General features: G+C 45.7%; 18 protein-coding genes. 10 read left to right on the forward strand and 8 right to left on the reverse strand.

Annotated elements, in window-relative coordinates; translation table 11 throughout:
- Window positions 1–398: 398 nt before the first annotated feature.
- The 3 genes from BIZ37_RS07225 (at window position 399) to BIZ37_RS07235 (ending at window position 2,419) form a co-directional block, all read left to right on the forward strand.
- Entirely contained in the window at window positions 399–1,466 is a 1,068-nt protein-coding gene (locus BIZ37_RS07225) for a transporter (RefSeq protein WP_187460942.1), read from the forward strand.
- Window positions 1,467–1,590: 124 nt separating this feature from the next.
- Entirely contained in the window at window positions 1,591–1,989 is a 399-nt protein-coding gene (locus tag BIZ37_RS07230; RefSeq protein WP_187460943.1) for a DUF2750 domain-containing protein, read from the forward strand.
- Between the two features lie 70 nt (window positions 1,990–2,059).
- The gene (locus tag BIZ37_RS07235; protein ID WP_187460944.1) at window positions 2,060–2,419 is read left to right on the forward strand and encodes a HopJ type III effector protein; all 360 of its coding nucleotides are present in this window, start codon (window positions 2,060–2,062) and stop codon (window positions 2,417–2,419) included.
- 16 nt (window positions 2,420–2,435) lie between these two features.
- Here BIZ37_RS07235 and BIZ37_RS07240 read toward each other — a convergent pair whose 3' ends face one another.
- On the reverse strand, window positions 2,436–2,768 hold the full coding sequence (locus BIZ37_RS07240) for a hypothetical protein (protein WP_237156879.1): 333 nt from the start codon (window positions 2,766–2,768) through the stop codon (window positions 2,436–2,438).
- 340 nt (window positions 2,769–3,108) lie between these two features.
- On the opposite strand from BIZ37_RS07240, the gene BIZ37_RS07245 reads away from it, so the two are divergent.
- The 3 genes from BIZ37_RS07245 (at window position 3,109) to BIZ37_RS07255 (ending at window position 5,439) form a co-directional block, all read left to right on the forward strand.
- Window positions 3,109–3,897 (forward strand): phosphoribosylglycinamide formyltransferase, encoded by a 789-nt coding sequence (locus tag BIZ37_RS07245; protein ID WP_187460945.1) that lies wholly within the window; start codon window positions 3,109–3,111, stop codon window positions 3,895–3,897.
- Between the two features lie 267 nt (window positions 3,898–4,164).
- Window positions 4,165–4,944 carry a RelA/SpoT domain-containing protein gene (locus tag BIZ37_RS07250; protein ID WP_187460978.1) on the forward strand — a complete coding sequence of 260 codons (780 nt, stop codon included), beginning with the start codon at window positions 4,165–4,167 and terminating at the stop codon, window positions 4,942–4,944.
- 207 nt (window positions 4,945–5,151) lie between these two features.
- The gene (locus tag BIZ37_RS07255; RefSeq protein WP_187460946.1) at window positions 5,152–5,439 is read left to right on the forward strand and encodes a Rho-binding antiterminator; all 288 of its coding nucleotides are present in this window, start codon (window positions 5,152–5,154) and stop codon (window positions 5,437–5,439) included.
- 52 nt (window positions 5,440–5,491) lie between these two features.
- Here BIZ37_RS07255 and BIZ37_RS07260 read toward each other — a convergent pair whose 3' ends face one another.
- The 4 genes from BIZ37_RS07260 to mrcB form a co-directional block, all read right to left on the reverse strand.
- A complete protein-coding gene (locus BIZ37_RS07260; RefSeq protein ID WP_187460947.1) occupies window positions 5,492–6,778 on the reverse strand; it encodes a serine dehydratase subunit alpha family protein in 1,287 nt (428 codons plus the stop codon).
- A gap of 374 nt (window positions 6,779–7,152) precedes the next feature.
- Window positions 7,153–7,731, reverse strand: a complete 579-nt coding sequence (locus BIZ37_RS07265) for an NUDIX hydrolase (protein ID WP_187460948.1) — start codon at window positions 7,729–7,731, stop codon at window positions 7,153–7,155.
- Between the two features lie 62 nt (window positions 7,732–7,793).
- On the reverse strand, window positions 7,794–9,485 hold the full coding sequence (locus tag BIZ37_RS07270) for an asparagine synthase-related protein (RefSeq protein WP_187460949.1): 1,692 nt from the start codon (window positions 9,483–9,485) through the stop codon (window positions 7,794–7,796).
- Window positions 9,486–9,700: 215 nt separating this feature from the next.
- Window positions 9,701–12,052 (reverse strand): penicillin-binding protein 1B, encoded by a 2,352-nt coding sequence (mrcB, locus tag BIZ37_RS07275; RefSeq protein WP_187460950.1) that lies wholly within the window; start codon window positions 12,050–12,052, stop codon window positions 9,701–9,703.
- Window positions 12,053–12,250: 198 nt separating this feature from the next.
- Here mrcB and BIZ37_RS07280 point away from each other — a divergent pair, with 198 nt between their 5' ends.
- Window positions 12,251–12,703, forward strand: coding sequence for an exoribonuclease R (locus BIZ37_RS07280; RefSeq protein WP_187460951.1), 453 nt, complete (start codon window positions 12,251–12,253; stop codon window positions 12,701–12,703).
- 103 nt (window positions 12,704–12,806) lie between these two features.
- Here the strand turns inward: BIZ37_RS07280 and BIZ37_RS07285 are convergent, their stop codons facing one another.
- The 3 genes from BIZ37_RS07285 to BIZ37_RS07295 form a co-directional block, all read right to left on the reverse strand.
- Complete coding sequence (locus BIZ37_RS07285) at window positions 12,807–14,513, reverse strand: phospho-sugar mutase (protein ID WP_187460952.1); 1,707 nt, start codon at window positions 14,511–14,513, stop codon at window positions 12,807–12,809.
- Window positions 14,514–14,724: 211 nt separating this feature from the next.
- A complete protein-coding gene (locus BIZ37_RS07290) occupies window positions 14,725–16,614 on the reverse strand; it encodes a DEAD/DEAH box helicase (RefSeq protein WP_187460953.1) in 1,890 nt (629 codons plus the stop codon).
- 257 nt (window positions 16,615–16,871) lie between these two features.
- Complete coding sequence (locus tag BIZ37_RS07295) at window positions 16,872–18,665, reverse strand: diguanylate cyclase domain-containing protein (protein WP_187460954.1); 1,794 nt, start codon at window positions 18,663–18,665, stop codon at window positions 16,872–16,874.
- A gap of 317 nt (window positions 18,666–18,982) precedes the next feature.
- On the opposite strand from BIZ37_RS07295, the gene BIZ37_RS07300 reads away from it, so the two are divergent.
- The 3 genes from BIZ37_RS07300 to BIZ37_RS07310 all read left to right on the forward strand — a co-directional run bounded on the left by BIZ37_RS07300 (window position 18,983) and on the right by BIZ37_RS07310 (window position 23,119).
- Window positions 18,983–20,986 (forward strand): exoribonuclease II, encoded by a 2,004-nt coding sequence (locus BIZ37_RS07300; protein ID WP_187460955.1) that lies wholly within the window; start codon window positions 18,983–18,985, stop codon window positions 20,984–20,986.
- Window positions 20,987–21,097: 111 nt separating this feature from the next.
- Window positions 21,098–21,652, forward strand: a complete 555-nt coding sequence (locus tag BIZ37_RS07305) for a DUF1415 domain-containing protein (RefSeq protein WP_187460956.1) — start codon at window positions 21,098–21,100, stop codon at window positions 21,650–21,652.
- 303 nt (window positions 21,653–21,955) lie between these two features.
- Window positions 21,956–23,119: a GGDEF domain-containing protein gene (locus BIZ37_RS07310; RefSeq protein ID WP_187460957.1), complete on the forward strand. Its 1,164-nt coding sequence runs from the start codon at window positions 21,956–21,958 to the stop codon at window positions 23,117–23,119.
- Window positions 23,120–23,354: the final 235 nt, after the last annotated feature.

Here is a 23,354-nt window from a genome sequence, read left to right on the forward strand (position 1 = left end):
TGGTCATACTCCAAATATATTTAGTAGTTATTTTCTTATAATCACTCGCCGTGTTCGCGAGATAATTTAAATATAGTGTTGGCAAGAAAAGCCCCTGTATTATTTTTAATAATTTTTTGTGCTTTTTATTCTGAACTTTTCCTTTTAATTCCTTGCGTTTATAACGTAAAAAATATGAAATTCATTCTCATATTTTCAATAGTTAGAATATTGCTTCATTTCATCAACAACAATATCACTTTCTCATTTTAAAGAAATAAAAGATCTGTTCTCACTAATAAGACCGAGAATAAGATTCTTAAGTACCATATAATTCTCACCTCTACTATGATTTTCTTATTCAATAACTATCAGTTTTTTACCGTAGTTAAATAAAAGCAATAACCACAATATTACTTATGGGTAAGCTCAGTGAATTAAGTGAGGAAATCGTGAGTATTTTCAACAACAAAAGCTATATCGCGCTTCTTGCTTTGATATCAGGAACGGTTGCAGCAGAAACCGAGCAAGCAACCAACTCATCGCAACCTAGTGAAAAGCCAAAACGAGTGCAAACCTTCGGCGATCTCCTTGACCCTGATTTACCTGGTGTTCTTACACCAAAGGGGTCATTTGTACTTGATACCAGCTTCTCTTTTACACAAAACTCGTCAAACAGGGTTTCAGTCGTCGGCTATACCGTACTACCCTCCCTTATCGTTGGCTTAATTGAAGCTAGCGACACCGATAGAACAACACTCACTTTCGGCCTAACTGGCCGTTATGGCATTACCAACCGCTTAGAGGTCGAAGCCCGGATCCCTTGGGTATACCGCTATGATTCAGTGTCTAAAAGGGATACAAATACACCAGCCGAGGGGGCTACAACTACCACTTTTGATGGTAGTGACATTGGAGATATCGAAGCTGCATTTAAATACCAGATCAATATGGAAACAGCGCCGTACTGGATAGCAGGACTACGCTTTAAAACAACAACAGGGACATCCCCTTATGACGTTCCTGCTTCAACCGAATTTGGTTTAGAAGAACTTCCGACAGGCTCTGGATTCCCCAGTATTGAACCAAGTCTAACGATGATTATGCCCATGGATCCCGCTGTCATTTATGCCAACCTAAGCTACATCTGGAACATTAAAGATGATGTTAGCTCTGAATTGAATGGCGTAACTACCAAAAATGAAATCGACCTCGGAGATACTATAGGCATCAGTGCAGGTATGGGTTTTGCTGTTAATCCTAAACTGTCTTTTAGTCTAGGTATGAGTCATAGAACTATCCTCAAGTCTAAAGTTAATGGCAGTACTCAGGATGATGCCAAACTGCTCCAGCTTGACTCTATCTCTATGGGCGCTAACTATGCTATCAACCCTGAAACCACATTGAACGTGGGTGTGAATGCAGGTTTGACCGCAGATGCCCCCGACTTCCAGCTGACAGTTCGAGTTCCTTATACTCTGCGCTAACCATTCTGCTCAACTGCCTTTCTTTTAATAGCCTTACCCATTGCGGGTAAGGCTATTTTCATGACTAAAGTCTAATTTTCCTCTATGCTATGTCGCTACTACTATGTGTAACAGGAAAATAAGAATGTCTACGCCATTAGATCCAAGCCAAATCGAACAAATTCAAGGCTATGACGCTGAAAAGCGCTACAAGTATTTGGTGAAAGAAGTGGTGAGTAACCGCGAAATCTGGATTCTGACGGATGAACATGGCTGTGTCATGCTCAATACCGATGACGAGGACTGTGTACCAGTATGGCCAAACAAAGAATTTGCCGAATCTTGGGCAACTGGCGAATGGGAAGATTGCAAAGCGGAAGCTATTTCCCTAAATAAATGGCACAGTCGCTGGACATACGGCCTTGAAGACGATGAGCTGGCTATCGTTATTTTCCCAAACCAGGACGAAGACGGTCTTGTGGTATTCCCTGATGAGCTTGATTTTGAACTGAAACAACAAGCAAAAAAAACAGGAAACCGCTAGACCAACCAATAGCAACCAATAACTCGGGGGCGATATCATCATTTCGCCCCTCATTTTAAGGATATTAGCCATGGAAGCGCTTCTCGCTAAGCTCAAATCCCAGCCTGATTCAGTCTCATTTCCTGAAGTAATGACTGCTATTGAGAGAAACTACACATACCAACCGGTCCCGTTTACCAACGGGTTGGGTAACGACACCCTGATCAACGACGCTGGAACCAATGAGGGATCGTGCCGGATCTTTGCATTTGCAAAGCTAAATAAGCTCTCTGAAGCTGAAACTCTTGCCTGCTTTGGTGACTACTACCGTATCGATGTACTTCAGAATCCAGACGGAAATGATCACCAGAATATTCGTCACTTTATGAAATACGGCTGGCAAGGCATTCAGTTTGATGAGGCCCCACTGATTGAAAGGGCCTGCGCGTAGGATAAGTGCTCTCAATTTACAGTTTTTTCTGGCAATGGGAGCATTTTTCAGGTGGCTTCATAAAAAATGGTGATCGTGATGGGTTTCCGCAACCATCACAAAACTTGGTTGATCGAATCGTCAACCATGTCAGCGGTACCATAAACGCCAACAATCCCAGCATCATTGGCATTGGTGGCTGCACATAAACAATCACCGCAGCAATCACAACATTGCTTGCAATGGTATAGATCGGCCACAGACGACGCTTTCTTGCAACATCCTTCCCTCTTTGAAACAACATATAGCTGCCAGCAGCCATAGCCAACCAAATCGCCGCAAAGATAATCATTAAATTTTGTTGCATCATAACTCTCTTAAGTAACACCACCAGCGCATTCTAGCACTTTGTGCATAGTCATCGTAATGCTTCTGCCACAGCCCCCCGCTGTAGCCCCCCGCCAAGGCGCTTGTTGGATAGAAAACAATCAAGTGTGACAACGCGCTCACTTTGCTGCCATACCGCCCTTAAAAGAATAACTTCCTATTTACGGCCTAGGTCACATTGCAAATCTGTTGATTGGGAAGCGCGTCACAGGATGATAATTTGCCATCCACTTTTCGCCTTGGTTCATATTGAAAACCCAGCCTCCGCCCAGATATCTTACGTATACCGCTTGAAGTTAGAGCGGTGATACCAAGGAGATCCAATGATCGCGAAGTCTTTGTTCAGAACATGTTTTGTTCTGTTATGTGTTTTCGGACGTGGCCCCGTTGCCAACGCAGCAGTACCACAATTTACTGATTCGGAGTTTAAGCTTCCATCCCCAACACAAGACACCAAGGATAACTTCCAACGCTCACTAAGCGGTTTATTTTCAATACCTAGCTTCCGCCAAGAAACATTGAGCCAGCCTTACCATAACTTCGACGAGCTATACCACCATGCTCACGCCGCCCAGCAAGAACTGGAGCAACTACTGACTCAAATCAGCCTCCATACAGAAGCAAAACCTATCATCCCGGGTATTAAGTCTCGCCAACGTGCTGAGCAGAAAATCGCAACCGAACTCAATGGTCAACCAGAAAAGCTTACTGATCTCGCTCGTGGGACACTGGTTGCCAATAATATCTCTTCTTTAGTTGATGCATTCAATCACCTTAGCCGTGAAAGCACTATCGTAGAAACCAAGAACCGTTTCAAGCAACCAGCATCTTCTGGTTACCGTGATTTAAAAATGCTGGTTCAGTTACCTCAATCTGGCTTGATTGCTGAAATTCAGCTCCACCTTGATAGCATTGCAGAAATCAAAAGTGGCCCTGAACACGACATTTACGAATCTATTCAGCACATAGAGCGCCAAGCAACCCTTGAGCAGCGGGTACTGAATGATATCGAAGTAGCCAAAATCAAAGCCTTGCGCAAACAATCACAGCATATGTATCAGCAAGCTTGGCACCAATACTTACAACCTGAACCGCTTGCAATGGCAAGTTAATGAAAATTATTTTCGAAGGGGAGCAACTTGCTCCCCTTTTTATTTCAGTGATTTATCACATATTCTGTCAGCGCTTTGTTAACTCTCATCAATGAATTTTCCAAATTCATCCAGCGTTCAGATAACTTTGCTAATCTAGCAAGCGTAGAGTAGCTAGCAACTCAAATAAATACGTCGCTTTTTCTGAGCAGGCCCTGCCCGCTGAGATGCACCTTTTTACGTATGATGCCCGATCTGATCGGGCAACCAAGGAGTTGTTTGATGGATTTGAAATCTGTACTTCGAACGTGTTTTGTTCTGTTTTTCCTGACCCGTGGGTCAGCGATGGCAACACCATTGATGGCAGACTACTCTGGACAAGATTATGAGGTATCACCAAAGCATTCAGAAGCCAGTAAAAAGTCGTTCCAGAAAAGCCTGAGCGGTCTTTATAGCATTGAGAGCTGGCGCGCAGCTGATATTCAGCAGCCACACCACAATTTTGAAGATTTATACAAAGTAGCCCCTTCTGCCCAACAGGAACTGGCGAACCTGATGAACGAAGTGGGTCTGATGACAAACACCAACATCGTCATGCCTGATGTTAAATCTCGAGAACGAGCAGAAAAGAAAATCGCTACCGAGCTTAATGGCGATGCCAGCAAGATTACTGACCTTGCCCGTGCGTCTCTAGTCGCTGAAGATATTTCAGGTCTGGTTCATGCCTACGAGCTCATTAGTAAAGAGGCGACGATTGTATCGGTTAAAAACCGCTTTAAATCGCCAACCGACTCGGGCTACCGTGATTTGAAACTACTGGTTCAACTACCAGGCTCTGAGTTGATTGCTGAGGTTCAGTTGCACCTAGATGCAATTTCTGATGTGAAGAATGGTGAAGAACACAAGATTTACGAGCAGATTCAGCATATTGAGCGTACGGCACTGAGCCAGAGCCGTCCACAAAGCGAATTTGAAATGGCTCAAATTAACAAACTGCGCGCTACGTCGAAGTCCCTTTATCACGATGCGTGGCAGCAGTACCTACAACCAGCAAGTATCGCTGTTTAAGCTTCCCCCAGAGGTCACTACGATTGGGTAGTGGCCTCTACCCCTAAACGATTATTCACTCATTAAATCATTTCAAGTTGTTTCAGTTTTAAGCGAGATTCTCATTCTTAACTACGCTTTTATGTGGTGGCTGTGGAATCTTGATCCAACTTCAACTCAACTTGGGGCCAAAACAACAACGCAGCCCCTAATTACAGAGACCGCGTTATGACCAATAGATACCAACCCATAGACTACAGGTTGCAAAATTATCTCGAACAAGCCTGTGATGCCCACTATGACGTCCTGCTTGAACTCACGGATGACAGCACTGTAGAAGGCCAATGTATCAACACCGAAATTCACCCTGACCGCTCTGAATGGCTGGTGTGTAAAACCCAATACCAATACACCAAAATTCGGCTTGATTTCATTGCCAAGATGAAGTCATTGACACCGGGTTCAAGTTTTTCAGAAGTCAGATCCACTGCAACGCAAGCCATATTCAAGGGATAAAAAAGAGCACCTTAGTGCCCTTTTTCACTATTTGTGATGCACTAGTTAGCGATCATTTGTGAACCATGATCTCCAAGATCTGAACATCGGTTTGGGTCATTGCGCCGTTGGCTAGTGCTGACATATTTCGGATTGAAGCATCAACATCATCTGCAACTATCCCTTCATTACCTGTTACACGAATACCATCAAGAGCCATTAACGCGGCTTTAATCGCTGCACTGGCAGACGATGAGACCTTCATTGCACAACTTGTTTTGGCACCATCACAAATAATGCCAGTGATATCACCGATCATGCTACAAATTGCGTTGCTAATATGACTAAACTGGCCACCGAGCAACCAAGTCATGCCAGCTACTGCGCCCATTGAAGCAGTGGTTGCACCGCAAAGCGCTGACAGTTTGTTTTGGTAACTCTTGATATAAATAGCCATTAAATGTGACATCATTAGGGCGCGAATTGTTGTTTCATGATTCGCTTTGACATGCTCTGCCACCACCACGACCGGCATCGTTGCTGCTATACCTTGGTTACCTGAACCTGAGTTACTCATTGCTGGCTTCATTGCACCATCCATACGGGCATCAGAAGCCGCTGATGTTCGGCGCAGAATATCGGTCAAAAGGCCACCCGTCAGCAAGCCACGATCAACATTTCGTTGGAATGTTGCCCCGATTTGCAAACCGTATTTCCCCGTCAAACCTTCTTTCGATAGTTCATCATTCAGCGCGTAAGCCTGTGAAATAAAGTCAATGTCTTCAATTGGCGCATTCAAGGCAAACTCGAAAATATCGTGAGCGGTTGCTTGCTCGAAAATATTCTGTTTCACCGCAGGCTGAGCTGAACCTGTTTGGTCGGCGATAAATAATACCTGACCATTTTTTTCAATAGAAACAACACGTGTGTGGCTATCAGCAATAATCACGGTTACGGAGTCAGCACCGTTGCTGACGGTCACTTTGGCAAATAAAATATTGCTGACATCAGCAACGCCTATAGATACGGATTCGCTATCCAGCATTAATTTGGCTTTTTCAACGTCTGTTGAAGTAATATTTTTCAGCACTTCAAGGCCGGCATCGGCATCACCCGCCAGTGCGCCCACGGCCGCTGCAATCGGTAAACCGACCATGCCGGTACCAGGTACGCCAACCCCCATACCATTTTTCATCAAGTTTGGAGAAACACAAGCATCGATTTGAGCCGGAGTACACGCCAACTCACGCGTCGCCAAAGCAGCAGCCAAAGCAACAGATACAGGTTCGGTACAACCCAATGCCGGAACCACTTCACGCTTTACAGTTTCAATGAAACCATTCCATAGATGCTTTTTCATGTTCATCACCTTAATACTAATAGGTAGGGCTATGGGCTTATTGAAATGCAAAATGAGGAGATATAAGCCCTTCTCTTTATGAGGTTAATGTACAGCTATCTTGAGAAAAATGTTTTATTCTTTACCTTGCGATAAGCACAATAATTAGCAAAAATTTCTCCATAAATGGAATATCGTGAAATTAATTTTCACTATTGCACTAAGCATGCGAAAGATCACACTACCAATAAGTATTCCAAGATCACCCTAATAGCCTGAGCCAAACATTAAGACATGCCTAGAAAATCATGATTTACATTTCTGGATAAAAAAACGGCCTCAATATGAGGCCGTTCAAAGATAAATCCATTGTCTACGCTTAATGAGCGATGTGCTTAGCTAGCCGCTTTTAATTCAAAAGTACTCGCGTTAGGCACTGCCTTCCCAAGTATTTCAGCTGCAATAGTTTTCAACAAGAAGGTTTCACGCTCAATAGACATACCTTTCTTTTCGCTGTTGGCAATTGTGTGTTCATTGTGAGCAATCGCATCAAAGATGTTGATCCAAACCGGCTTCATCCCGTTTTTCACTTCATAGTCTTCCAGCTTGGTGTCGCCGAGTTTCTCATCGATAGTACAAACGTAGCAGTAAGAGTGCATGTGCATGATATCAAAATCAGGCTTGTACCATGGGCGGTATTCTTCATAAAGGCCAAACTCACGGATATCACGAATGTTCTGTGCGCCGGTCTCTTCTTCTAGCTCACGAACCAAACCTTCAATGGCGTCTTCACCCTCATCGATACCACCGCCGGGTAAGGTGTAATCGTGGTAACGCTCGGTATACAGCATTAAGATATTGTCACCATTGAGAATGATGCCCCGTGCAGCCTTACGGTGAAACGTATTGCTATTGAGCTCAGGCGTTTCTAGGTGTTGTAAATCAGGGTGCACGGTCGCTTTCAGTAATCGCATGTATAATTTCCGAACGTTTTAACAAGCGGTTCATTCTAGCCCATAACCTACCTTTACCCAAGTCAAAGCATAAAAGTATTCATCCGCTTAACCATTGTCAGTCCCGGCGTGCAGTCATATAGCCTTAATGCGGTTAATACACATTGCAGTCCCAATACCGAACGATTGAATACTTCAGTATTTTCACTGAATACTGTTGAAAAACCCTCCCAGAGCAATTGGTTTTTGGTCTTTGTCGGCAAAGAGAACTGCCACTGGCTCGCTTTAGGCTTATCCACATCAATGGGGCAAGGAATATGGCCGGGATATGTCTGCCAAGGCGTTTGTAACGCCTGCGGATAAAACTGTTGCAGCCACTCCATATAGATGCCGTGTCTCAACGCCCAATGCGTATCCATCGCAAACATGGCTTTCAGTACTGACTTGCTATAATACGGCAAGCAGAAATCCAACTGAAAAAGATCCATGTCTTCAAAGGGTAAAGCAACATGATGGTGTTGATCATTTTCCCATAAGAAAAGTTGATAAGCTTTGAGCAAAGGTAGATGCGCATACTCCCTGAAGCTATCGATTATATTCTCCCGCAATCGCTGCTGAAACATTGCGCCTTGCTTGATAAGTCGCTGAGGAATGTATGCCATCTGCTGTTCTAAATAACAGTCTACCAATAGTTCGAGGTTTTCTTGTTTACATGCCTCGACAATTGCTTCACCAGTGTAGATTTGTCCCACGCAGACACTGCCACCATTTCCGGACCAGAAAAGCCTCGGGCGAGCTAATTTGTCATAATATTCAAAGCTCTCCGATTGCCAATGCTTGCCGAGTCTTTGCTCGACCGTAAGCTCTTGGGTATCGGTCACACGGATACTATGAAGGGGAATGTGGTGATAGGCAGCAAACTCCTGACCATAGGAAGCATCTTGTGAGTGGTTACGCGAAAAGTTCAGGCACTCTAACTCAACACCCCTGCGCTGCAATTCTGTAGCGAGAGTGCGAGAGTCCAACCCACCGGATAATGTACTTATTGTTGATGTATCCGAGCCTAGATATCGCTCTACAGCCTGTTTGAAACCAGCATCTAAGCGTGATACCCCTTCTTCCAAGGAGCACGTTTCAATATCCGAGTTAGCCCAGCAAAAGTATCGACGTCGCTTGATATCTACAGATTCTTCCATTAGCTTCGGGTTAGAAATTTCAACCATTTCTCCTGGCCGAGACGCTATCACTTGGTTGTACGGTGTTTTACTCGCCAGTGGATAACCCAATGTGGCAATTTCTGTCAGTGCTTCTAGGTTATTGTCCAATGGAACTCCCAGTTCTGGGAATATCCGAAGGCAAGTACTAAATACTACCGCACCCTGATAGTGCATAAGATAAAACGGCCTAATCGCTAAACTGTCTGTATATATCGACAAAATTTGTGGTTCTTTTTGATAATGAAATACACAAAATGTTCCCTCCCCTTCCAGCAAGAGTTTGTCCGGACTGGCACTGTCAGTAAGTGCCTGCAAGTCGTGCTGAACACATTGGGACAGCAACGGATGACCTGCTGCAACAGCAAAACTGTGTTCATTGTCAGCCTTTGCTGGCTTGCCGAAACATTGGTAATCGACATGGCAAAGGAATAATGAGGAGTCTGAGAAAGTTTGTCGTCTATCTTCCTGGTTACGAGATATATGTCTCTCAATATTGTGTTTGACCGCGGTCAGCTCCGGCGTCCAGCGGGGAGAAAATATGCCTGCGATTATACTCATTGCCTACTCCTTTTGATCTATACGACCAATCAGGCAATTAGTACGCCAACTCAAAAACCAATTTAAGACTATGTTTTAATTGAATTATTTATAGCAACCAATAAACAACTGACTATTTTTTGCTAATTGCATAGCAATACAAAAATACCCCCAAACCAAAAAAAGGGTTGGGGGTATTCCTTAGTTGTACTGTCTCTTGCTATCAATCAGCGCGTTTAATTAAAATCAAATAGCCGTTTGAAGAAGCTCTCTACCTTCTTGACACAGCCTTGCTTTAGCGTGCCTTGAGGATCCCAGGCTGGCAGGTGAGTTTGGCCTACACAGCTTTGTGATAGCACACCTCGTTGATCCCGGTAATAATCAAAATCGGTAACTTGAGCCGGGGTTTGCAACACCAGAGGCTCAGGATCTCGGCTTTGGATGTAGTCTGCGTACAAACGCAACGGACCAGATGAACCCGTCAGTTTAACGGCCTTGTTATCATCACGCCCCATCCAGACCGTTACGACCTCACGGCCATCTACACCAACATACCAGCTGTCCCGACCTCTATCTGAGGTTCCGGTTTTACCGGCTAGGCGTGAAGACGGCAGCAAAGAATTCAGATAACGCCCTGTCCCTTCGCTTACCACACGTTGAAGGCCATACATGGTTAACCAAGCCGCCTGTAGCGATACGGCTTGGGTCGACACAGGCAAAGATTGATAGAGGATCTTTCCTTCACTATCAACAACCGCACCCAATGCAGATAATTCCGTCCTATGGCCACCGCTAGCGATAGTTTGATACATCTGTGTCACTTCGACCGGGGTCAAAGTAAATGCCCCCAACAACATAGACGGCAACTTAGGTACTTCATTTTTATCAATACCTAGCTTTTCCATGGTATCGATAACTTCATCCAAACCAACAGCCATTCCGAGGTTCACTGTCGGGATGTTATACGACTTCGCCAATGCACTATACAATGGGACTTCACCACGATATTGGCGATCATAGTTACGCGGAGACCAGTTTTCCCCGTTTTGCCCCTTTAACGTCAATGGCCTGTCTTGCAAGCTGGTTGCAAGGGAAAAGCGCTTAGGCATTTCAAGTGCTGCTAGGTAGACAGCCGGTTTAACGACCGAACCAATTTGACGCTTTGCATCCACTGCGCGGTTAAAACCATCGTATCCAGGACGCGAACCACCCACCATTGCACGTATTTCGCCACTGACCCGATCAGCAACAACCACAGCCGTTTCAAGCTGGTCGCCAGCCTTTGATTCTAACTTGGGAATAATTTTACGTACTGACTGCTCAGCCATTTCCTGAGAGCGAGGATCTAGCGTTGTAAATAACCTCAGTCCCTGGCCTGCCTGATAGTTTTGTACTTTCGCCGCAAGCTCCCGTTGTAACTGACCAAAATATGCCGGCTGCCGGTTTGAAATCGTGCCTTTTTCTTGGATATCAAGTGGCTTATCAACGGCAGCTAGGTAATCATCTTGCTCCAACACACCGTTTTCAAACATCAGTTGCAACACAAGGTCTCGACGGTTCTTGGCTCGCTCAGGGTAGCGCCAGGGATTGTAATACGACGGGCCTTTAACCAAGCCAACCAATAAGGCTTGCTGATCGACTCGAAGCTCAGACAGCGGCAAGCCAAAATAGAATCGCGAACCTAATTCAAAGCCATGTACGGCATCTCGGCCACTTTGTGCCAGATAGATCTGATTCAAGTACGCATCAAGGATTTGATCCTTGCTGTAACGATAATCGATGATCAGTGCCATATAGGCTTCACGAGCCTTACGCCAAAGGCTGCGCTCGCTGGTCAAGAACATGTTCTTGGCCAATTGCTGGGTTAGCGTACTGCCCCCCTGAACCGTGCGCCCCGCTTTGACGTTTGCAATAAAAGCCCTCGCGATGGCCGTTGGTGAGACACCATCATGCTCGTAGAAGTCTCTATCTTCTGTCGCAATCAGTGCACCTATTAGGTCTTTGGGCATTTCATCCATCGGGCGGTAGATACGCTGCTCTTCGGTTTGTGCCTCGAGCATACCAAGCAATTTCGGCTCAACACGGATATAGCCAAGCTCCCGATTTGACTCAACCTCGGTGATTGATTTGACCTTGGAATAGTCAAACTTCACAACAACGTGCCTGGCTTCCTGCTGACCATCGCGAAATTCAAATGGACGGCGGATCATTTCGACCGTTAGACGGCTGGTAGAGTATTCACCAGGACGGGTTGGGTTGCTGACCTTACGGTACTTCAACGCCTCCAACTCATTGACCAAGTCTTCATAACGGACCAGTACACCGGGCTGCAGCGACAGTTCACGAGCATAGACAACAGAAGGAAGTTGCCACAATTGCCCCTCGAACTTTGCTGTCACCTCATCGTTAATATCAAAACCCATTTTAACAATGCCACCAGTGGTCAGCAGGCATACACCCAGTAACGCAAATTTCAATTTACGGTACGAGCGGCGAGGCTTAACACTTTTCTTTGGGGCCGAGGATTCAGATGATGGGATATCCAGCTCGGTTATTTGAGGCTCAATACGCTTCTGTTGCTTGGTCATAATGTCGCTTTCGTTACAAATTCGCGCCGACCTTACCGCAAGGTGCAAGGTGCTTTGTCAGTAATCTGTCAAAGCATTCACGCCCCCCATATCACCACTTCACCCAGTAAACAAAGCCAACTCCACGACATCGCTGGAAATTAAGCGCAAAATCGAGCAAAATACGCGCCCCACAACTGATAGCCAAGCAGAGAAACAATGGAACGCGATTATAAACTAGAGTGCCTGATGACGATGCCACGCCATGAGCTTGAAGAATTCAGCTTGCGAGTGATCGGCCGCATGGTGCCTGAAGATATGATGCAAGAGATCTTTACCTTCGAACAGGAAGAGATCGACAGCGAAGATCGCATGAAATCGGCACAATTTGATGCCATGCTGCGTATGACTGCCATTGCGCTTGGTGAAGTGAGTGCCGCTTTTGCTGAATCGGACAATGCCAAGCAGAACATAGAGCGCACAAGCCGCCTTATCTTATGGCACTTCTATGCAATGTCATTCAACCTTGAAGAAGCGGTTACGCTCGAGCAGCACTGTGAGCAGGTTGAAAAACTACTTAGCAACGCGCCTACAGATGCATTTGGCTGGATTAAAGTCCTAACAGATTTGCTGCATACTTACGCAGAACTCAACGAACAACGTAAGAACTAACAGCATTCATCAAGTCGAAAGAAACAATCCCGACTAATGATTGCTGGAAAAACATTCAACCCAGCCAGAACACAGAATAAAGGTGCTCTGGCTGAAGTCTGTCCTACCCTAACGATGCCTGATGTTTTGTTATCAAATCATTCATCGCCTCTACTGCACGTTGCTGCACGTGATTAAAACAATCCTCGTGGCTCATCGCTTCAACCACTTCGTAGTAGCATTTCAGTTTGGGCTCTGTACCTGATGGCCTAACAACAACTCGAGAATCATCATCCAAGTGGTAAATCAGAACATCACTTGGCGGTAAATCTATCACTTCCGTTTGCCCATCCGAGTGGGTACGTTTTGATGTTTTCAGATCATCAACTATGGCCACTCCTCGCCCTGCTATATGGCTTGGTGGAGAAGCCCTTAAACTGTCTCCGATTGGAGGCGTCTCCGGTTGTAGTGCAATACTTCTCTGGGCATTGATATACAGGCCATGTTCGCGATAAATGGACTCAAGTTGGTCCCAAACCGTTTTCCCTTTGGAAGCAAGTTCAGCCGTTAGTTGGGCAAAGGCAACGAGCGCGGATAAGCCGTCTTTGTCCCACACCACATTACCAACGGTATAGCCTAGTGCTTCCTCATAGGCAAACAAGAACTGGCTCTCCTCTGTCTGCTTTTCCATCGCAACATTAGTCAGCCATTTAAAGCCGGTCAGGGTCTGGTAAAAAGTCGCGTCAACCGACTCGGCAACCTTGTTGAGCAAAGTCGATGACACTATGGTTGTTCCAACCAAATTTTGGGTTGGTGCCGCATGGGTTAATAAATAATGCCCCAGCAACACGCCCACTTGATCCCCTGTTAGCATTTGATATAAGCCTTCTTCTGTTCGCACAGCTACGGCAAAACGATCAGCATCTGGATCATTGGCGCAAGCTAAAGTCGCTTGGTGTTTATCTGCCTCGGCAATGACCATATCCATCGCACCCGGCTCTTCTGGGTTAGGAAAATTAACCGTTGGGAATGCACCATCGGGTTCCCGCTGCGCAGCAACACTATAAACCTTGGTAAACCCTGCATCTGCAAGTAAAGATTCAGCCAACTCAGCCCCCACGCCATGCATCGCGGTATAAGCTAAGCTCAGCGCTTCAGGTTCGTTGTGATTAGATAACAGAGAACTATTGTTGAGCGTTCTGCGGTATTCGGTATAGAAATCGCCATTAAGCCAATGCAACAGCCCTTCTCGCTCACCATCTTCAATGGAGTGCTGTGGCAAATCTTCTGTGGCGGCGATATCAATTTGCTCAGCAATCCCAGAGTCATGAGGAGGGATGATCTGTGCACCATTGCCCCAATATACCTTGAAGCCATTATAGGCAGGCGGGTTATGACTGGCCGTTACCACCACACCTGCAGCTGTTTGTAAGTGACGGACACCAAAAGCAACGACTGGAGTGGGAGCGACTTTTTCGGTTAGGTAAACCTTGATACCCAATGACGTCAGCATTGAGGCAGCATCATGGGCAAACTGGCGTGAGTCAGGACGAGCATCGTATCCAATCACAACCCCTTTCTCTGCCGATTGTGGATCCACCTGCAATAGGTATTTGCCAAGCCCCAATGCGGTTTCATGGATAACCAACCGATTCATGCGGTTTGGCCCAGCGCCAACAATCCCTCTTAGTCCTGCGGTACCAAATGCCAAGCGGGTTGAAAACCTATCAGCTAATTCTGATTGGCGATTGGCATCAACTAATTGCTGCAACTCTTCACGTGTTACCGGATCAGGGTCCCGTGCTAACCATGTTGAGATTTCTGGTGTCATGTCGGTGTTCCCTATTACAAACCATTTGGGAAAGTATAGAGGGTGTGCCACAAGGAACAATTATCTCTGTCTCAAAAAACAGACTAAGTGGTATTAATAATAAGTCATTGGAATGACTGGAAGAAGGAAAAACTGGCAGGCATAAAAAAATCCAGCCCCTTTCAGGGCTGGATTCTCAAATCATCTAACTAGATTGTGCAATCTAGGTCGATTAGTCTTCGAAGCGAGGCTTACGGTCGCGACGTGGAGCACCATGGTTACGCTCACCACGGAAACTACCACGGTTATCACCGCCACGGTTGCGGTCAAAACGACGCTCACCATCACGACGTGGGCGGAAGCCTTCACGGTTACCGTCACGGTTGCCATCGCGGTTACCACGGTAGCCACCACGGTTGCCATCACGGCCGCCACGACGGTGCTCACGCAGTACATCGTCAGCCACAACTACAGCTTTTGCTTCGTTCTGACGAATACGTAGTTTCTTAAGCTGTGCTGCCACTTCGCTTGTCATCTTCTTAGGAAGCTGAACGTAAGTGTGCTCTGGCGCAAGCTTGATTGCACCGATGAACTCTTTGCTTAGGCCAAGTTCGTTTGCGATAGCACCAACGATATCTTTAACCTGAACACCTTGCTCACGGCCAACCTGAAGCTGGTAAGTATCCCAGTCAGCAGTGTTGAAGTTGCGACGCTCACGGCGCTCGCCACGCTCACCACCACGGTCTTCACGACGGCGCTCACGACGCTGCTTGTCACGCTCGATAGCAGCAATCATTGGGTCTGGACCTTTGTAGAACAGAGGACGGTTACCCTGCTGGCGCTTAAGTAGCATTGCAGCTAGTGTTGCAGCATCAACTTCGATGGTTTCTTGTAGCTTCTCTACAAGCTCAACAAACGCTTCTAGGCTTGATTCTTCTTTCTGTGCTTCTAGCTCCTGACCTAGACGGTTCAGACGTGCTTCAGCGACAGTGTCACGTAGCGGAAGTTGAATTTCTTCCATACGAGACTTAGTAACACGCTCGATAGTACGTAGCATGCGGATCTGGTTAGTACGAACCAATAGGATCGCTTTACCGTTACGACCAGCACGGCCTGTACGACCGATACGGTGGATGTATGACTCAACATCGAATGGGATGTCGTAGTTAAATACGTGAGTAATACGTGGAACGTCTAGGCCACGAGCAACAACGTCAGTCGCAACTAGGATGTCGATAACACCTTTCTTGATGTGATCAACTGTACGCTCACGTAGAGACTGAGGAATGTCACCGTGTAGTGCAGCAGCTTTGAAGCCACGTGCAGATAGCCAGTCAGCTAGACGCTCGGTGTCCTGACGAGTACGTACGAATACGATAGACGCATCAGTATCTTCAGTTTCAAGAAGACGCATCATTGCTTCGTCTTTCTCTACGCCTTTAACAACCCAGAACTGCTGCTCAACCTGAGAAACAGTACGGTTTTCACCAGCAACGTCGATGCGCGCAGGTTCACGTAGGAAGCGGTCAACGATTTCTTTAACCATTGGAGGCATAGTTGCAGAGAACAGAACACGCTGTGCTGTTTCTGGCGCTTGCTCCATGATCCAAGTCACGTCGTCAACGAAGCCCATTTTTAGCATTTCATCTGCTTCATCAAGTACAAACGTGTGTACTTCATCAAGGTGTAGACGATCACGAGTGATAAGGTCTTTAACACGACCAGGTGTACCAACAACAATGTGGGCACCGCTCTTAAGGGCACGCATTTGATCAACGATAGAAGCACCACCGTAGATCTCTAGAACCTTAAGGCCCTTAACGTTCTGACCTAGAGTCTTGATTTCAGCTGCAACCTGAATCGCTAGTTCGCGAGTCGGTGCCATTACAATCGCCTGAGGCTTGTGCTGACCAAGATCCAGTTTGTTAAGTAGAGGCAGTGAGAATGCCGCTGTTTTACCAGTACCTGTCTGCGCTTTACCTAGTGCATCAGTACCAGTCAGTAGAAGAGGAATAGACGCCGCCTGGATAGGAGTCGGCGCAACGAAGCCCATTGAGTCTAGTGCGGATAGTAGTGTGTCGGCCAGATCTAACTGGCGAAATTCTGTAACAGATTCTTGCATTGGGATCCCAATAAATGATCTAACGGAAACGGGGCCCCTTTGGCTATAAAACGGTTCTGCAACAGCAACCACAAGCATGGGCCTCGACTATAGAGGCGCGCATTGTGCGCTAATACAAGATAAAAAGCCAGAAAAAATTGAACACTGTCACAAAATACTCTTCAAGCACTTATTATTTATACAAAGCGGTTATTAAGGTAACCCATCTCATACAACTTATATTGGCTGTCCTCTTTTTCGCTTTAGAAAATCTGAACTTACTTAGTAAAAACAGTAGTATCTACTGTGTTTAAAACTGGGAAAATGTTGGCGTCAACGATATAGGCCTGATTTCTCCCCCCCTTTTTAGCTTGATACAAAGCCATATCCGCTTTATTAATTAACACGCTCGATTCTGCACTATGCAAAACAGCGGGTGGAGCTGCTTTTACTGCTATATCCTCATCCTTATATGTGATGTCGGTAAGAAAAAACGTCGATGGCACCATATAACAACCACCAGCAGTAAGCGTCACCATTCCATATGCGCTTTTTTCGTGAGTTAACTTTAACTCTCTTACCCCTGTTACCATTTCGTTAGCGAGCGATTGAAGTTGTTGCTGGCTACAACGAGGTAATATACAAACGAACTCCTCCCCGCCAAACCGTGACAAAGTCGCCTCATCTATTCTATTTGTAATAGTTTTCAATAGATGGGCAATTTCTTTTAGGCACTGGTCCCCCTGCAAGTGACCATAGTAATCATTGAATGCTTTAAAATGATCAATATCTAGCATGATGACACCAAGCGATGTCGAATCCTCCAATGCCTCTCGCCAAGCTTCTCGATAACTTTCTTCAAAAAAACGTCGGTTTGAAACCTGGGTAAGACCATCTTGCATTGACCATAGCGCCAACTTTTTATTTGCCGTTTCCAAAGCGGCATTGGTAGACATTAGCTCCTGCGTTCTACGGGCTACTCGCCCTTCCAATTCAGAGTTCAACTGCCTCAGCTCTTCATTTTGTTGTCGAATCACAATCTGTTGAGCCAATGACGCGCCAAACAGTTTCAATATTTGTTTGTCATGCTCAGTAATAGACTGGCGATTTAATAGGTTATCGGCTGCGATCCAACCGATGCAGCGATCACCGTTCCACATGGCTATCATCGCATTCCAGCCAGTACCCACTTGTTGCGTGCCGTAATAAAGAGGGGCGTTTTCCTTGACGACAACATGATCCTTGCGGCTCAAAGCTTCATTGACCAACGGATGATCTGGCACTGCACTACAAAATGAACGTCGGCAAACTAGCTGGCCCTCTGGGTCTGTACCATAAGTTCCCCGCATTTCATTTTTTTCGAAATCAATAAGAAAAACCGCCATTCGGTCAATATCTAACTTTTCACGCCCTAGTTTCACCGCAGCCTTAAACAGCTCATCGTTGGTATCGACCTTTGACAAAACCAGCGTCAGCTCATGCAGGTTCTTGAGTAACTTCAAATATTGCTTGAGGGACTTATTCCTAACAGCTAGCTCCGCTTCTGCCGTTTGCCGGCACTGATGCTGGGAGTCCAATTCCTTCAATAGCACCCGAGCACTGACATCTGAGGCAATCACCGCGAAGAACTGTTCGACCTCCTGTATTCTTGCTTCAAAGTATTCGGGTTTGTTGGTCTCGGCATAAATGTAGCCAACAGGTCTTTCGTGCATAATAATTGGCAGTACAAGTTGGCACCAATCACCGCAGTCGTCATACCATATTGCCTTATAAGGCCGTTTTACATATGTCCGGACGAACTGGCCATTATCACGGGCAAATTGAACGGCTCCCAGCGGTACGCCATTGTAATCATCTAAACGTAATGCCGGGGAATAGTATTGAAAGGTATCTTCGACACAACTTGCAACGGCCATGATTTCATTACCCTGCTCAATCATGAAAGTCATATTGCTTAAGTGGAAATCGTCCTTTAGCCTCCCTAATAATGCCTGGCACCACTGACTCATGTTGGCCTGCCGAACAAGTTGATCGACTAGCTTATCCAACTCCCTATTCGATTCTTTATTCATATTTATACCTAGCCATGTTGTAGCAGCTATGCCGCTTGATTTATAGGTAGCAAAGCAATGATAAACATATGCAACCACTTGATATGGCAGTTATAACTCAATCACCGAGCGTTGACTTCAGCTTTATTTATGGAATGCAGCCCATGTTATAAATTTCACTGGTTAGTTTTTTATAATTTCGACCGCCATCATATGTCTGTTAAGTAACAGCATGCGTAGAAAGGAAGTAAGACAATTTGGTGACATTTTGTCTGGAGCTTGGTTTTATGGGCTGAAAACTTTATAGTGTGCCTGTTAACAACCTGAGACCGGGCATAATGTTTCAAGATAATCCTTTACTAGCACAGCTTAAAAAACAAATTCAGGAAACACTTCCTAAAAAAGAAGGCAGCATCAAAGCAACTGACCGTGGCTTTGGCTTTCTTGAAGTCGACAACAAGGAAAGCTTCTTCATTCCACCTAACTATATGAAAAACGTTATGCACGGTGACCGTGTTATGGCGGTCATTCGTACAGAAAAGGAACGTGAAGTTGCAGAGCCGCAGGAACTGATTGAGCAATTCATCACTCGCTTTATTGGCCGAGTGAAGCTTATCCGTGATCGCCTGCATGTTGTTCCCGATCACCCGCAGCTGAAAGACGCTATTAAAGCTCGCCCTGTCAAAGGACTTAACCCAGAGTTACTAAAAGAAGGTGACTGGGTTGTTGCCAACATGACACGCCACCCGTTGGTTGGTGACAACAAGACTTTCTTCTGTGAAATCAAAGAAAAGATCACAGACAGCAATGACAAGATTGCCCCTTGGTGGGTAACACTTGCGCGTCACGACCTGCCGAATGCCGAGCCAGCGCCGCAAGAAAGCTGGTCGATGCTGGAAGAAGGCCTAGAGCGCGAAGATCTGACCGAGCTTCCGTTCATCACTATCGATGGTGAATCCACTAAAGATATGGATGACGCGATTTACACGGTTGCCAAGGAAGACGGTAGCTTTGAAATCACCATAGCTATTGCTGATCCGACATCTTACATCGAAGTCGGTGACAAGATGGACAAAGAAGCACGCGAGCGTGGCTTCACCATCTATCTACCAGGCCGTAACATCCCAATGCTGCCTCGTGAACTGAGTGACGAACTGTGTTCGCTGCTAGAAGACGAGAAACGCCCGACACTTTGCTGCCGCGTTAGCATTGATAAAGACGGCGTTATCCAAGACGATATCCATTTCTTTGCTGCATGGATTAAGTCACAAGCTCGTTTGGCTTATGACAATGTGTCTGATCTGCTTGAAAACGGCGAGTGCGAAAACTGGGCACCAAACGACACTATCCTTGAGCAAATCAAAGCCCTTCACGGTTTTGCTAATGCCCGTAGCGCTTGGCGTGCAGCTAACGCGGTCGTATTCCCAGATCGCCCAGATTACCGCTTCGAGCTAAGCGAAGATAACGATGTTATCGCTATCCACACCGATCCGCGCCGTACCGCAAACCGCATGATCGAAGAAGCGATGATCACCGCAAACATCTGTGCTGGTCGCGTTCTGCAAGACAAATTCGGTTTTGGTGTATACAACTACCACAACGGGTTCAACCCAGAGAAGCTGGATACAGCGATGGACTTCCTCACCGAAGCCGAAGCACCGTTTGAAAAAGAGCAGTTGCTAACACTGGAAGGCTTTAGTGCCCTTCGCCGCTGGCTAAACGCTCAAGACAGTACTTACTTAGACAACCGCCTACGCAAGTTCCAGGCGTACAGTGAAGTGGGTAACAAGCCTGCTGCGCACTACGCAATGGGCTTGGATGTCTACGCCACGTGGACATCACCAATTCGTAAATACGGCGATATGATCAACCACCGCCTGCTTAAAGCCGTTATCTCGGGTCTGGAACCTAGCCAGACACCAGATGAAACTGTGGGTGAAGAAATCGCAATGCACCGTCGTAACCATCGTATGGCGGAGCGTGATGTTGCTGATTGGCTATATGTACGACTACTGAAAGACGCAGTGAAAGAGGCAACAGTCTTTACCGCTGAGATTTTCGATATCAACCGTGCAGGTATGCGTGTTCGCCTACTTGAAAATGGTGCTGCAGCGTTCATTCCTGCCCCATTGATCCTCGATAACAAAGAACGTATCGAGTGTAACGGCGAGCTAGGTATTGTGAACATCGACAAGGTGAAAGAATACCAACTTGGTGATCAGCTTGAGGTCAACATTGCCGAAGTGCGTACAGCAACTCGCCAACTTGTTGCCAAGCCTGTTAAGCAATTCCCAGCTCCAACAGCAGAGAATACTCCTGCTGAAGAGTCTGCTGAAGCTTAATAAACTCTAAGCCAAAGACATCAAAGGGCCAGCGCTTGCTGGCCTTTTTTATATAATTATCGCTATAAATCAAAAAGCCACATTGCTCAGTGGCCCAACAACAAGTCAGCTATGAAAAATCAAAATATCGAACTCGTTCACCAACAAGTCCAGAAGTGGCTAGAAGATGTCGTCATCGGACTCAACCTCTGCCCATTTGCGGCTAAGCCTAACCGTAACAAGCAGATTCAGATTTTCATCTCTGAAACCAACAGTGAAGAAGTACTTCTAGAGGAAATCTACCAGCAGCTTCAGAAACTCGATAACACGCCAGCCGATGAATTGGAGACGACTTTAGTCGTGACTCCTCACCTGTTCAAAGATTTTGGTGACTACAATCAATACCTTGATCTCATTGATGCCCTTATCTTTCAAATGGGCTACCAAGGCACTTACCAGATTGCCAGCTTCCACCCAGAATATTACTTCCATGGTACTCAACCCGAGGACGCAGAAAACCTGACAAACCGTTCACCTTACCCGATCTTCCATTTGATCCGCGAGGATAGTATGGAAAAAGTCCTCAAGCACTACCCCGACCCAGAGGGGATCCCTGAGCGAAACATCGAGCGGGTTGAAGGTTTGTCAGCAGAGGAAGTGAAAAAGCTCTTCCCATTTATCAAGTAAGTATTCACAAGTGAATTAGCACTAGGCTTGAAAGCCTAGTGTCAATTTTATGGCACTTCATACCTAGCTCTCATTTTAAGTCTCTTCTCAATAAACATTAGTGAATCAGTGCTATAAATTATAAAAATGTATGTTCCTATGCATGTTGACGCATTACATATATAATCAAAAAGAGGTAATTGCTGTTCTCGTTAAATGATTCAACGTATCCAACTTGAGCAAAGGTATCATCAGCCAGCAATGCAGTTATTTTCAATCTCAATCAGCCGACATGCTTTTTTCCGATTTGGTTCCCCTGTCCTATTGGCTTTTGTTGTGCTGGCAGGTTTGCATCATGCCTCACCTTTTTCCCCAACTAATGAAGTACTCGTCAAGTCACTGCCCTACATACTTCTTCCTATTGTTGTCTTCTTAGGAGAGTTGTTTAATCAGTCGCGTACTTCATTGGCAGCCATATTATTACTGTTTAGTTATCACATCATACAGACTTGGCTTCAGTCACCATTGTCAGTTCCGTTTACTAAGCTTGCTTATACATTCCTTGCCGTCGCTCTTCCCTTGAACTTAATTTTCATCCAACGACTGCCAGAGCGCCGATTGATGTCACGCACCAGTGTTTTTTTCCTATGCGCTGTACTTTTGCAGTTTATCGGCACGACATTTCTCATTGATGCCATAGCAAGCTTTGACCTAACCTTAGTCTGGCAACAGTATCTAATCAGTTTTCCACTTATATCAAAGCTGCCAGTTGCCATTATTTTACTCTTCATTGCAGTACTCACTTTCCATGCGATGTTGATTTTCAAACGGAACCAACCCCATGATCACGCATTATTCATCAGTACGCTTTTTTCGGCGCTTACACTCACTTTCTTTCATTACCCGATGATTTCGAGTATTGCTTATTCGGTGCTGTCTCTACTACTGTTAACCAATCTGATCAGTTGTAGCCATGAGCTGGCATACATCGACCAATTAACCGGGATACCTGGACGGCGCTCGCTGGATACAGAAATAAAACATCTAGGGCGTACCTATTCGATTGCGATGATCGACATAGATCACTTCAAGCTATTCAACGACACTTATGGGCATAATACTGGGGATGATGTACTACGTCTTGTTGCCAGTATCCTTGCCAAACAATCAAATAACGCCAAGGTATATCGGTACGGAGGGGAAGAGTTCACCATTATCTTTAAAGGCAGGAAGCAAAACGATAGCATGAGGTATTTAGAAAAAATCAGGAAACAAGTCGAAGCCTACCCACTAAAAGTTCAAGACCACCCAAAAGGCGAGCACTCAATGGATAACGATACTGTCTCTACAAATATTACAGTCAGTATTGGTGTTTCTGATAATCACAAAATGGATAACCCACACTCAGTATTTAAAGCGGCAGATCAGGCACTGTACCGCGCAAAATCCAACGGAAGAAACCAAGTTTGCCAGCGACTCCATTCTTAGCTTACGTTTCCCAGAACAACTCCACCTAGATACAAAAAAACCCGAACAGATATGTCGGGTTTTGGTTACCAATAAAACTTACTCTTAAGAAAGGTAAGCCCAGCTATGCAGCAACGCCAATGATGTATGGAGCCTAGCTTACCCTAACAGATCGGCGGCCAAACCATTGTTAAGCACTAAGCTCGGGAGTCGCTTGCCTAAGTGAAAACAAGCGTATTGTTATTATTCCATGAGG

This window comes from Photobacterium sp. BZF1, assembly GCF_014349205.1.
Taxonomy (GTDB): Bacteria; Pseudomonadota; Gammaproteobacteria; order Enterobacterales; family Vibrionaceae; genus Photobacterium.